Genomic DNA, 12,467 nt, shown 5'->3' with positions numbered 1-12,467 from the left:
AACAGCTCCGGTCTATGGTCGATTATGTTTTATTTTTAGCTACAGCTAATCGAGAACGTTTGACGTTGTCGATTGCATTTGATCCTAATTCTAAAACAGCTGTGACGTACAAAACATCAATAATCACAAGCTGATTAATACGAGAAATCATTGAGTCAGAACGATAGGTTGTTTCTCTCGATGAACTGAGCAGATGAAAGTCGGATTTCTTGGCGAGCTCTGATTTCGGATAGCTCGTGATCGAGGCGACCGTTGCACCTTTTTCCTTTGCAAATTGCACGGCATCAAGGATTTCTCTACTTTCCCCTGAATGTGAGATCGCGACGATAAAATCATGTTCCGTTGCATGTGTTGCAATCATATTCATCATATGAGGATCACTACATAGACTCACTTCAAAGCCAAGCTGGAGAAACTTATGATAGGCATCTCCGGCAATAAAACTGGAGGCACCTGCTCCAAAGAAGACGGTTTTATGAGCCTGTTTCATTTGATCAATAAATTGTGTCACAGCCTTGTCTTCTAAAATATGTTTCATATCCTGAATAGAGTTGGTTGTTAACTCTATGACCTTATGTTTAATATCTGCGACACTATCAGATGCTTCGATCTCGCCGTATATGGATTGAGGCGTATTGGTCGCAATATCCTGCGCGACATGGACACGAAACACTTGATAGGACTCATAGCCAATTTTTCGCAGAAAACGGAAGATCGTCGTTTCACTTGTGTTGCATTCAGTAGCGAGTGCACTAATCGAATGAAGCACAACTTTCTGAGGGTTTTGTAAAATGTAATTGGCAATCTTTTTCTGGGTAGGGGACAAACTATGAAATGTTGTCCGGATATGACTGAAAATATTCTCTTCTATGATAAACACCACACTTCATCTAACATTCTATCTTAAGCATACAGGAACTTATGAAAACGGTAAACAAACCTCACATGAAAAATAAAGAATAATATGGAAAAGAACACTTCTTTTGGTTCTTTTGTCATGGTATACTCAATTGGTAATAGACAAAAATGGGGGTTTTTACTATGACAATGAAAAAAGGCCTAACGATCAGCCTGCTCATTTTTTCGCTGATTGTTTCATTGTTTGCGCCAGTTGGATCTGCGGATGCTAAACAAGTGAAAAAAGCAAAAGTAAGCACACACTATTATAAAAAGAAAAAAACGTTTAAATATGCACAGGTGAAAAACCTTAGTAAAGCGCATATGAAAACCATCAACCATGATTTAAAAGAAGATATCGCATTTTCCTATTCTACGTATTTGTTCTTAAAGGACGAAGCGAAAAAAGAAGGCATTGGGAAGATCACATACGAGAGATCGTTTAAAACGAAATTTAACAATGGGAAGAAACTAAGTATCCTAAACTATGATTACATGAATGACGGTAGCATGCACGGGGATACGATGGTTACGAGCATGAACTATGTGTTAACAAAGAAAAAAACAAAGCAACTGTACTTTACAGATGTGGTGAAAACAAAGAAAAAGCGTACAAAAGTAAGAGATTATATCTATAACTACACAAAGAAGCATAAAAGTAAATTCTATGCGAATCTGAAAAAAAGCGATATTCAAATCGGCTACGACACGCAGTACTACTTCACGAAAAAGGGAATCGCTGTTGTCTTCCAGCCATATGAAATTTCACCGTACTATGTAGGAATTCCTATGATTCAAGTACCTGCGAAGGTGTATAAATAAACAAGAGAAACGGCCATGAATTTGGTCGTTTTTTATACATAAAAAGAGCCCCTGGTGATGAGGCCCTTCTTTTTACATTTATACTTGTTTGGGTGCATCGTTTAGTGGGTGACGGCGTTTGCCGTTGTAGTGGCGGCGCATACGAAAGATTTCAAACTCCGAAAGCTCTGCGCTTTTTCGTTTTTGGGTGCGGTTATCTTTTTTGAAAGAGAATAGTAAGTAGCAGCAAAGTGAAGCGATAATCAATAAAATCATCATATGACATTCCTCCAATTCATCCTATTCTTTAAGTGTAGACAGGGTGAGTGATGTTTATAACTGAAAATAGTTAGCAAATAGCGTTTAGTTCTAAAGGTTTATTCTGGCTGCTTTTTTAGGTCTAAAATACTGGTTGTTTTTAACTATTATATTTCCAGTTATTTCACTCGTCAAGAAGAATTTTTCTGGGGTTGTCTCTATTAGTACGATTAAGTGTCATAAAAGTTTCAGAAAATTGTAAACTTTTATTAAAAAACCGTTCCCGAACAGGAACGGTTGTAAACATGTTTATGCTTTTTCTTCAAATAAACGTGCAATTTCCACGATCACTTCTGACGCTTTCAGCATGTTCTCTACAGAGATGAATTCATATTTACCGTGGAAGTTTTCCCCGCCAGTAAAGATGTTTGGCGTTGGAAGTCCTTTATATGAAAGCTGTGAGCCATCTGTACCGCCGCGGATTGGTTCAATGACAGGTGTCACTGAGCGGTTTTCCATGGCTTCATGAGCGATGTCTACGATATGTTTGACTGGCTCAATTTTTTCTCTCATATTGTAGTATTGATCCTGAATGCTAAGGGTGATGCTGTTTTCGCCGTAGACCGCTTTTAAGTCGTTTGCGATTTTTTCAAACAGTGCTTTGCGCTTGTTGAATTTCTCTTTATCAAAATCACGAATAATATATTGCAGCTCTGCTTCTTCTACTTCTCCTACAAACCTCGTGAGATGGAAAAAGCCTTCGTATCCTTCTGTGTATTCTGGAGATTCATCTGAAGGAAGTTTGTTGTGAAAGAGCATGCCGATCTTTGCAGCACTGACCATTTTGTCTTTTGCTGTCCCTGGATGGACGTTGTTTCCTTTAATTGATACTTTTGCACCTGCGGCGTTGAAGCTTTCATATTGAAGCTCTCCTAGTGGGCCACCGTCAATCGTATAAGCATAAGAAGCGCCAAAGGCATCAACATCGAATTTGTGAGGTCCTCTGCCGATCTCTTCATCTGGTGTGAAGGCGACACGAATTTTTCCATGTTTGATTTCTGGATGCTCAATCAGGTAATGCATGGCGGTCATAATTTCTGCGATACCTGCTTTGTTATCTGCACCAAGCAGGGTCGTGCCATCAGTCGTGATGAGCGTATGTCCTTGGTATTTTTGTAAATTTGGAAACTGTGCTGGAGATAATACGATATGTAGATCTTCGTTTAACGTGATGTCCCCGCCTTGATAGTTCTCATGAATCTGCGGTTTCACGTTCTTGCCAGTGAAGTCAGTGGCTGTGTCGATATGAGCCAGGAAGCCAATGGTTGGCACTTCTTTGTCTGTGTTAGATGGGATCGTGCCCATGACATAACCGTTTTCATCCATTGTCACTTCTTGAATGCCGATGGATTTCATCTCTTCAACTAGCTGCCTTGCTAGGTTTAGCTGTCCTTCAGTGGATGGGCAGCTCTCTATGTCTGCATCAGACTGTGTATCCACTTTTACATAACTTGTGAATCGCTGGATCATTTCCTCTTTCATCAATACGTCACTCCTTTTGTAGAATATGTTCATTTTATCATGTCTTGAATGCGCTTCATAACAAGAAAGGCTTTCTCTGACAATTAGAGAGGAAAAAGACCTACTTTTATTTTGCGATGTGCTGAATGGTTCTTTAGGGTGATTTTTTTGGGTGTCTTTTTATTTATAATGAGGACATATAAAATCATCCATTTGTACGTTAATTTGGGAGAAAGGGGTGCGAAAGTTGGATTCTAGTCAAACACTTGCACTCGCTCAAAAGTTCCAAGAAGCCGCTGATGGCATTCGGCAGTCGAAGCAGCTACTTGAGAATCGGCTGAGGGCAGTTGGATCAGGCTGGCAAGGGGAAGCAAGAGATAAATTTGATCAAAGCTTTGAGGAAACAGTGACACGCTATGATCAATTTGAAAAGGACTTGCTTGAAACAAGTCAGGAACTGCGGGATGCTGCTGTCAAAATCGAGGAACGTAAAGCTGAAATCGCCAGAATGGAAGAGCTTGAGCGAAAAAGGCGAGAAGAACGGAGAGAAAGAAACCGAGAAGGGAGATGATGTGATGGCGCGTGACATTGTAGTAGATCCAGATCAGCTGACAGGGCTGGCGAATGATTTTGTAGGGGAGCTTTTGGCCATCGAAACAAAGCACCACGATTTACATAGTGAACTGGATGGCCTCATCCTAGGCTGTGATCCCCGTTATCGAAGCTGTTTTTCTGGAGTAGGAGATGCATGGGGTTCTGGACAAGCCTTAATGAGAAAATTGAGCAGTGACGACATTGCCATTCGTCATGCAACGGATAAAATGGTCGAAGCTGATGATATTTTAAGGAAAATGTACAGTTTGTATGATCAATATGGTACACTCACGAGCTTAGCTGGTATTGTGATGATGCAGGCGAAATACTATGGGCTTGGCATGACAACCTTTATCAAAGAAAATGGCCGCTATGCTGCGCAGCATTCAAAGCTCCTTCTTGATGTGACCGGACGGGTAGAAGGAACGAGATTTGACCGGCTGGCAAGGATTTGGCTGAGCAAAAAAGAATTATTAAAACGATCGAATTGGTCGATGGCTGACCTAGTCCATAAGAAATTTACGAAATTTTATCCTAGCGATACAGTTGCGTTCACGAACAGTGTACGTGATTTCACAAAAGGAAGTATCAATTGGAAAGACACAGCTGGCATCAAGTCTGTTCTGAAAAATGGTGCAAGGTTTGCGAAAGGAAATGCCATCATTGCAACGGTCGTCACGGGTGCAACAGAAACGGTTGGCTGCGGTCTGAAAATTGCGGAGAACTATGCGGAATTTGGGGATCAGCCAGAAGTTCTCAAGCGTGAAAATGCAAAGGCTGTTGGAAATGCAGTGAATAATACGGTCTTTATTGCAGGCGGATCTGTTGCAGGTGCCGTTGTGGGCGGCGCTCTTGGAAGCTTTGCAGGACCGATTGGAACAGTGGTTGGCGGTGCGATAGGATCAGCAGTAGGTGGCTTTATTGGTGAAAAAGTCGCCAAGCTTACTTCTGGTTTTGCAGAACAGGTCGCAGTGAAATTAAAAGACCCAATTCATGCGGTTGTCGATAAAGGAAAAAAAGCATTTGAACTGGCAGGTCAAGGTGTTAAAGCAGTCAATGACACCATTGATCAAGCAAATCAGGTGATACATAAAGGAATAGAAAAAACAAAAGAAACCGCAGATTCGCTGTTGAAAGGTGCAGGTGATTTCTTGAAGGGCGCATTTTCTTTTGGATAAGGAGAGATCAAGTTGGATCAGCTAAGTCTAAGTATCGAGGAACTCATCTTTAGTTTTTACAGTGAAGGCTATTTTGAGCAAGGGATGTCTTTAAAGGAAGCCTATTATCCAGATGTAGAGGATGAACGTCTTGGATTTTTATTTGAAATTGCATGCCGCTCTTTGCTGGCAAAAGACGTGCTGGAATTTCGAAATAGACAATACCGTTATAAAGAAAAATACCGGCATTTCATTCAAGCCATGAACGATGCATCACATACCGTGAAAGCTTCAAGGTTTGGTGCATTAGATGAAGAGGTCAGTACGTCCTTTCATACGACTCAGGCAGGTGTGTATTCACACCATACGCTTTATGATCAACAAGTGCATCAGATTCACAAACTAAAAGACGATCAGCAGACTGTGGAGCAAGTGACAACCTTTTTGAACATACACATGAGTGAACACCTCACACCAGTCATCAATTTGCAGGCGGAAGAATTTGAACTGCTGTTAGAACAAGCCAGTCAAGGGAATGATGATTGGCCTTCTTTTCTAAATAAAGCAGAGAACCAAGAGCTTGTGAGGGCATTTGTTTCTGATGTAAGGGTCAGAAAAGGAAAAATGGATTCTTTGATGAAGGTCACTTATGATAAAAATAATACGCCGGATGTAGAGTCTATGATATTTGTTATTCCGGGGCAGAAGCATTCTTGGCTAGTGTCGGGCATGAAGGAAAATGAATTTCGGATAGAGACGGCTCATAGGGACGGATTACGTTCTATATTCTAATGGAGAAAAGGAGAATGGCGCTTGAATCCAAGTGAAGTAATAGAAGTGAGGAGCAGACCCTTTCTAAGAGTATGGGCATTCTTAGCAACGGGCGGGTTTGGCATCATCGGTATTTGGTTATTTTCAGAAGCTCTTACATTTGAATCGAATTATACGTTGTTTTTATTTTTAGGCGGATTATTAGGCATTGTCTATGGGTGGATCTCTTTTTTGATGATTCTTCCGGCTTTTACGAAGAGGGGAAATGTGATTTTTCGCATTCAGCGTGGAGAGAATGGCGCTGTTTTATACCGGCAACAAACAATCCCTTTTCAAGACATACAATCTATTGATATGCGCAGGCATCGTTACAGTATTAGGGGATTTCTGTTCATGGATGTGCTCATTCGGAAAATTGATGGGAAATTGATCAAGATTCCGGCGTACAGTATTTTAGATGAAGAAGTATTTGAGCAAACGGTGAAACAAGACATTTATCCATATTTACATGAGACCGCCCAAGAGAATTGGAAACACCAGCATGGTCATGGTGAAAAGCAGAATCAATAGATGTTTTCGTCATCATTCCATGAGGTGAGACGCCACTTTTTTTAAGAAATCGTGTATGATGTCAGTAAAGACTGAACAATCAAGAGGTGATGAGAGATGGACAAAGAAATGGTAATCGACCTCGTCACAGAACAAATGGCACGAATTCGAAAAGAAAAAGACTATACGCAGGACCGTATGGCTGAGGTGCTTGGTCTATCCAAGCGGCATTTGCAGCAGGTAGAAAAGAATCGTCTTCGCCTCAACTGGACGCAATCTGCGGCCGTATGTGCATTATTCAGGGATAGTGACATTTTAAAAGGGACACTTGGGGATGATCCGCTTGAGATTTTGGAAGTCGTCGCCCACGATGAATTGCATTTATCTGTTGAACGTACGATTGGCGGAAAGGTTTGGTGGCGGACGTCTGTGAAAAAAGGTACGTTTCGTCTCCAGCAAAATGTACTAAGCCAGCATTACCGCATCTTAGATGATGAGAATTATCGCTATTATAGTTCCTTTAATAAAGAAGAAGCGAAGCGGCGGTTAGAGGAATTAAGTGAGCTGTCGTAAGCAGAAAAAGAGAGGTACCTCTATGACAGGGACCTCTCTTTTTTGTGTTGTTTATACTTTCAGAGTGTTTTTCGCCCGAATAAAGGCAACAAGCTGTTTAATTTCTTCATCTGTTAGTGGAACGCCGTCTACATGGATGGTTCCTTCTTTTGCTTCCGTCAGCTCAATTTTGATATCAGAGATTTTGCGTTGTATCTCTGGCTCGTCCGTTCTACCAAGTAAAAAATCAATGGACGTATCATACAAATCAGCCAGCAGTTTCACTGCTTCAAGCGAAGGTCGTCGGTACCCAGATTCGTAACCGGCATAGGTGCTTTTGGCGATACCTAGGCGATCTGCCGTATGCTGGAGAGACCATTTTTTCTTTTTTCTAAGGGTGGTTAAACGATCGAGTATCATACATGAACGCTCCTTTATATACAACAACAGTATATCATATTTTGACAAAGAGTGTACGCGTTATGCGTAATAATTTCTTGATTAATTCGCGTTATGTGACTATAATGGCAATGAAGGTACGCGTAAAGCGTATATTATAGAATAGCACAAGCTGGCTTATAATATGTGTGACAAACGAAGTAATTTTACTGAAAGAGGTGGACCTGTTGAAGAAATTATTGCTTTTAACCACTGGTGGGACGATTGCATCTGTAGAAAGTGAAAATGGTTTAGCTCCAGGTGTTAAAGCTGAGGACCTTTTAAGCTATTTAAACGAAATTAATGCAGACTACACAATGGACACAAAGTCCCTAATGAGTATAGATAGTACCAATATGCAGCCTGAATACTGGGTTGATATCGCAACAGCCATTTATGAAAATTATGATCAATATGACGGATTTGTCGTCACGCATGGTACGGACACAATGGCCTATACATCAGCAGCACTATCGTATATGTTGCAAAATCCTGATAAGCCAATTGTCATTACAGGATCACAAATCCCAATTACGTTTAAGAAAACAGATGCGAAGAAAAACATTACAGATGCGATTCGTTTTGCATGTGACGGTGTTGGCGGCGTATACGTCGTGTTTGATGGCAGAGTCATTCAAGGAACTCGCGCAATCAAACTAAGAACGAAAAGCTACGATGCATTTGAAAGTATTAACTACCCATATATTGCATCGATTGAAAATCATCAAATTGAATACAATAGCAAAGTAAAAAGATCATCAATGAAACCGCTTAAATTAGATGCATCCTTGAACACAGACGTTTGTTTATTAAAACTGCATCCAGGACTGAAGCCTGAGTTTTTAGATTCAATCAAAGGTTTGTACAAAGGGGTCGTCATTGAAAGCTACGGCAGCGGCGGAATTCCTTTCGAAGGAAGAAACCTTTTAGAAAAAATCAACGAATTGCTGGAAGAAGGCATTTCTGTTGTGATCACCACTCAGTGTCTCGAAGAAGGAGAAGACATGAGTGTGTATGAAGTAGGACGTAAAATCAATCAAGAACTGGTTGCTCGTTCAAGAAACATGAACACAGAAGCCATCGTGCCAAAGCTCATGTGGGCATTAGGTAAAACAACAGATCCACGAGAAGTGAAAAAGATTATGGAAACGCCAATCGCAGAAGATTTAGTGATTTAACTATTCTATAGAAAGCAGGTCATACGAGATGGTTCAAGCAACTTATCGTTACGAGAAGGATTTTCTAGGTGAAAAAGAAATTCCCGCAGACGTGTATTATGGTGTTCAAACGCTTCGTGCAAAAGAGAATTTCCCGATTACAGGATATCGCATGCATGAAGAACTCATTCGAGCATTTGCCATTGTCAAAAAAGCAGCAGCTCAAGCCAATATGGAAGTCGGACGTTTATATGAAGGAATTGGAAATGCGATCGTTCAAGCTTCAGATGAAGTCATTGAAGGCAAATTCCATGAATATTTCATCGTAGACCCGATTCAAGGCGGCGCAGGAACGTCTATGAATATGAATGCCAATGAGGTCATTGGAAACAGAGCCCTCGAGATCATGGGACATCAAAAGGGAGAATACATTCATTTAAGTCCAAACACACATGTGAACATGTCACAATCGACAAATGATTCGTTCCCAACGGCGATCCATATTGCAGTGCTCAAGCAGTTAGACATTTTACTTGAGACGATGCAGGCCATGCATGACGTATTTCAAAAGAAAGCAAAAGAATTCGATCATGTCATCAAAATGGGGCGTACTCATTTACAAGACGCTGTTCCGATCCGTTTAGGACAAGAGTTTGAAGCATACAGCCGTGTGCTCAGCCGTGATATTAAACGAATCAACCAATCAAAACAGCATTTATATGAAGTAAACATGGGTGCGACCGCTGTTGGGACAGGCCTCAATGCAGATCCTCGCTACATCGAAATCGTAGTGAAGAAGCTTGCTGATATTTCTGGACTGCCATTAGTAGGCGCAGAGCACCTCGTAGATGCGACGCAAAATACAGATGCATATACAGAAGTATCTGCTGCCTTAAAAGTATGCATGATGAACATGTCTAAAATTGCGAATGACCTTCGCTTAATGGCATCTGGCCCACGTGCAGGTCTTGCTGAGATTGCATTGCCAGCCCGTCAGCCGGGATCATCCATTATGCCTGGGAAAGTCAATCCAGTCATGGCAGAGCTCATTAACCAAATCGCATTCCAGGTCATTGGGAACGACCACACCATCTGTCTTGCTTCTGAAGCAGGCCAGCTTGAGTTAAATGTGATGGAGCCTGTTCTGGTCTTTAACTTGCTTCAATCTATTAGTATAATGAATAACGGATTCCGCTCATTCACAGATCATTGTTTAGCGGACATCGAAGCAAATGAAAAACGTTTGAAAGAATATGTCGAAAAAAGTGCAGGTGTCATTACTGCGGTAAACCCTCACTTAGGCTATGAAGCCGCGGCTAGAATCGCAAGGGAAGCCATTTTAACAGGACAATCGATCAGAGATCTTTGCCTGCAAAATGATGTGTTAACAGAAGAAGAACTTGATATTATTTTGAATCCTTACGAGATGACAAAGCCTGGCATTGCGGGTGCAGAGCTCCTAGAGCGATAATAATATCAAAAATTTTATTTTATTAATATGTGGAATTGCCTGTGAAATAGAGAAAAACAGGCAATTCACTTTCTTTCGAATTGACACACTTTTTTCACAATATTTTGAAAACGCTTAACGCACGCACAAAGGGAGGAAACAAAATGAAAACACCACGTCTACCGTCTATTTTAGAAGTCGTGTCTGTACTTGGCTTATTTTTAGCAATTGTTTTATCATTCACTCTTTACTTCAAATTAGATATTCAGCTAGCATTGTTCATCTCATGGTTTATGGTTATTGCTTTAGGAATTCGTTTAGGGCATTCGTACAAAGACCTTCAAAATGCGATCACAAAAGGGATATCAAATGGATTAGAGGCTGTTTTAATCTTAATTGCAGTAGGTGCACTTGTTGGTACATGGATTGCTGGCGGTGTTGTACCCACGTTAATTTATTACGGACTGGAATTTATTCATCCTAATATCTTCTTATTAGCTACACTGATTATCTGTTCTATTATGTCTGTTGCTACTGGTACGTCTTGGGGTACAGTTGGAACGGCAGGTATTGCGATGATTGCGATTGGTGAAGGATTGGGTATCCCATTACCGATCGTAGCTGGGGCTGTTTTATCTGGCGCTTATTTTGGTGATAAATTATCTCCTCTATCTGATAGTACTGTGCTCGCTTCCTCTCTTTCAAAAGTGGACGTGCTGGCGCATGTAAGAGCCATGATGGTTTTATCCATACCGGCCTTTGTTATTACGGCTATTATGTTTACAATTACTGGATTTATGTATGGTGGAAGAAATATTGATCAAGATAAAGTAGAGTTTTTGAAACAAGCATTGCAGGATACATTCACGATTAATATTTGGATGATCATTCCGGCAGTCATTGTTGTCCTATTACTTGTATTGAAAAAACCGTCAATGCCTGTTATCGCAATTGGTGCACTGCTTGGGGCAGTCTGGGCGATGGCATTCCAAGGAATGAACCCAGCTGATGCGCTTGGTACAGCTTATAACGGCTTCTCTATTAATTCAGATGTAGATTTCTTAAATACACTGTTGAACCGTGGCGGTATTGTCAATATGTTAGGATCTCTAGTGGTCATTATTCTTGGACTTGGTTTTGGTGGAGTTCTTGAATACTTAGGCGTGTTAAAAGTGATCGTCGCAACATTCGAGAAAAAATTGCACAATGCAGGAAATGTGACACTGTCTACACTTGTAGTAGCATTCTTTGCGAATATCTTTGGTTGTGCAATGTATGTCTCATTAATTCTTACACCAAAAATCATGGAAAAAAGCTATGACAAATTAAAATTAGACAGACGTGTGTTATCTAGAAACTCTGAGGTTGGTGGAACACTTACGTCTGGTATGGTTCCATGGTCAGATAACGGAATTTACATGGCAGGGATTCTAGGCGTCTCGACATTCTCTTATTTACCATTTATGTGGCTGAGCTTTGTTGCCATTGGTCTTGCCATCATCTACGGATATACAGGGAAATTCATTTGGTACGTGAAAAATCAACAAGACTCAGAAGAATCGGCATCATAAGCCACTGCAAAAGCCGCCCCTCCCCCGGGCGGCTTTTGTTTGTCCTAGGACCGTAAGACTATGTATGTTTCCAGAAGGGTGGTTGTGTATTTTGACCCCCTATAAAAGAGGGCTTAAGGTGTGGTATGAAGCAGATTGAAAGCATATTTATACCATAAAAAGGGCACAAATCCCTATTCAAACATGAGTCTTTGAACCTTATAATAACAATATTGGAAAAAGTGCGATTCACCATTACGCTCGTTTAGAGGGACTCTAAGCAGCGTTTTTATTTTTGACAGGAGGAGGAACCCATATGAGCTTATCGGATATGCTGTCTGCCCTTAACGGTGGCATTTCAAATAAAAAGGCAGAGATCGAAGAGAAAATTGCTCGACTCAAAAAGGCAAAAAGTAAGATTGAACGTGAACAAGATGCCGCAGAAACAGACCTAAAACAAATCAAGCAGCCAAAGCTTGGGGCCTCTTGGAAAGGTGAGCGGAGCCAAGATTTCAAATCAGAACGAAATGAAGCGCATGATGCGCTGCAAACGATCGTAAGCGATAAATATCCACGCTACGTGAGCCGAATCGAATTCAAAATCAGTACACTAGAAGCAGAGCAGGCTGCCTTATCCTTTGCCAGCTCTTTAGCTGGAGATGCCGCACGTTTGGCTGAAAAAGGAGAAGACGCAGTAGAAGACGCAAAACGCTTGATCTCAAAAGCATGGAGCAGCTTGTAAGCGAGCTTCATGCTGAACCAATCTGGAGGA

At 41.0% G+C, this 12,467-nt stretch carries 14 protein-coding genes; 10 read left to right on the top strand and 4 right to left on the bottom strand.

Annotated elements, in window-relative coordinates:
* Positions 1–22: 22 nt before the first annotated feature.
* A complete protein-coding gene (locus tag FXF70_RS03935) occupies positions 23–880 on the bottom strand; it encodes a MurR/RpiR family transcriptional regulator (RefSeq protein WP_187424753.1) in 858 nt (285 codons plus the stop codon).
* Between the two features lie 161 nt (positions 881–1,041).
* Here FXF70_RS03935 and FXF70_RS03930 point away from each other — a divergent pair, with 161 nt between their 5' ends.
* Positions 1,042–1,719 carry a DUF3298 and DUF4163 domain-containing protein gene (locus FXF70_RS03930; RefSeq protein ID WP_017368341.1) on the top strand — a complete coding sequence of 226 codons (678 nt, stop codon included), beginning with the start codon at positions 1,042–1,044 and terminating at the stop codon, positions 1,717–1,719.
* 78 nt (positions 1,720–1,797) lie between these two features.
* Here FXF70_RS03930 and FXF70_RS03925 read toward each other — a convergent pair whose 3' ends face one another.
* Together FXF70_RS03925 and pepT are read right to left on the bottom strand one after the other, a co-directional pair.
* Complete coding sequence (locus tag FXF70_RS03925) at positions 1,798–1,977, bottom strand: hypothetical protein (protein WP_008345664.1); 180 nt, start codon at positions 1,975–1,977, stop codon at positions 1,798–1,800.
* A 288-nt stretch (positions 1,978–2,265) separates the two neighbouring features.
* A complete protein-coding gene (gene pepT / locus FXF70_RS03920; protein ID WP_008345662.1) occupies positions 2,266–3,498 on the bottom strand; it encodes a peptidase T in 1,233 nt (410 codons plus the stop codon).
* A 226-nt stretch (positions 3,499–3,724) separates the two neighbouring features.
* On the opposite strand from pepT, the gene FXF70_RS03915 reads away from it, so the two are divergent.
* The 5 genes from FXF70_RS03915 (at position 3,725) to FXF70_RS03895 (ending at position 7,121) form a co-directional block, all read left to right on the top strand.
* Positions 3,725–4,048 (top strand): WXG100 family type VII secretion target, encoded by a 324-nt coding sequence (locus tag FXF70_RS03915; RefSeq protein ID WP_048001180.1) that lies wholly within the window; start codon positions 3,725–3,727, stop codon positions 4,046–4,048.
* Positions 4,049–4,052: 4 nt separating this feature from the next.
* Positions 4,053–5,249 carry a DUF6861 domain-containing protein gene (locus FXF70_RS03910; protein WP_148779851.1) on the top strand — a complete coding sequence of 399 codons (1,197 nt, stop codon included), beginning with the start codon at positions 4,053–4,055 and terminating at the stop codon, positions 5,247–5,249.
* Positions 5,250–5,261: 12 nt separating this feature from the next.
* Positions 5,262–6,020 (top strand): hypothetical protein, encoded by a 759-nt coding sequence (locus tag FXF70_RS03905; RefSeq protein WP_039165050.1) that lies wholly within the window; start codon positions 5,262–5,264, stop codon positions 6,018–6,020.
* A gap of 21 nt (positions 6,021–6,041) precedes the next feature.
* Entirely contained in the window at positions 6,042–6,569 is a 528-nt protein-coding gene (locus FXF70_RS03900; protein ID WP_148779850.1) for a YfjD family protein, read from the top strand.
* A gap of 96 nt (positions 6,570–6,665) precedes the next feature.
* Positions 6,666–7,121: a helix-turn-helix domain-containing protein gene (locus FXF70_RS03895; protein WP_017368337.1), complete on the top strand. Its 456-nt coding sequence runs from the start codon at positions 6,666–6,668 to the stop codon at positions 7,119–7,121.
* Positions 7,122–7,172: 51 nt separating this feature from the next.
* Here FXF70_RS03895 and FXF70_RS03890 read toward each other — a convergent pair whose 3' ends face one another.
* Positions 7,173–7,520, bottom strand: coding sequence for a helix-turn-helix domain-containing protein (locus FXF70_RS03890; protein ID WP_017368336.1), 348 nt, complete (start codon positions 7,518–7,520; stop codon positions 7,173–7,175).
* A 206-nt stretch (positions 7,521–7,726) separates the two neighbouring features.
* Here FXF70_RS03890 and FXF70_RS03885 point away from each other — a divergent pair, with 206 nt between their 5' ends.
* The 4 genes from FXF70_RS03885 to FXF70_RS03870 all read left to right on the top strand — a co-directional run bounded on the left by FXF70_RS03885 (position 7,727) and on the right by FXF70_RS03870 (position 12,437).
* Complete coding sequence (locus FXF70_RS03885; RefSeq protein ID WP_017358664.1) at positions 7,727–8,716, top strand: asparaginase; 990 nt, start codon at positions 7,727–7,729, stop codon at positions 8,714–8,716.
* Positions 8,717–8,744: 28 nt separating this feature from the next.
* Positions 8,745–10,166: an aspartate ammonia-lyase gene (gene aspA, locus FXF70_RS03880; protein WP_017368335.1), complete on the top strand. Its 1,422-nt coding sequence runs from the start codon at positions 8,745–8,747 to the stop codon at positions 10,164–10,166.
* 143 nt (positions 10,167–10,309) lie between these two features.
* Positions 10,310–11,716, top strand: a complete 1,407-nt coding sequence (nhaC, locus tag FXF70_RS03875; protein ID WP_017358666.1) for a Na+/H+ antiporter NhaC — start codon at positions 10,310–10,312, stop codon at positions 11,714–11,716.
* Positions 11,717–12,011: 295 nt separating this feature from the next.
* Positions 12,012–12,437, top strand: coding sequence for a YwqH-like family protein (locus tag FXF70_RS03870; protein WP_017358667.1), 426 nt, complete (start codon positions 12,012–12,014; stop codon positions 12,435–12,437).
* Positions 12,438–12,467 lie beyond the last annotated feature (30 nt).

It is taken from the genome of Bacillus sp. Y3 (genome assembly GCF_008123875.1).
GTDB classification, from domain to species: Bacteria; Bacillota; Bacilli; order Bacillales; family Bacillaceae; genus Bacillus; species Bacillus altitudinis.
Note: the sequence above shows the minus strand (reverse complement) of the source record. Positions and strands in the feature narration are given on the sequence as shown.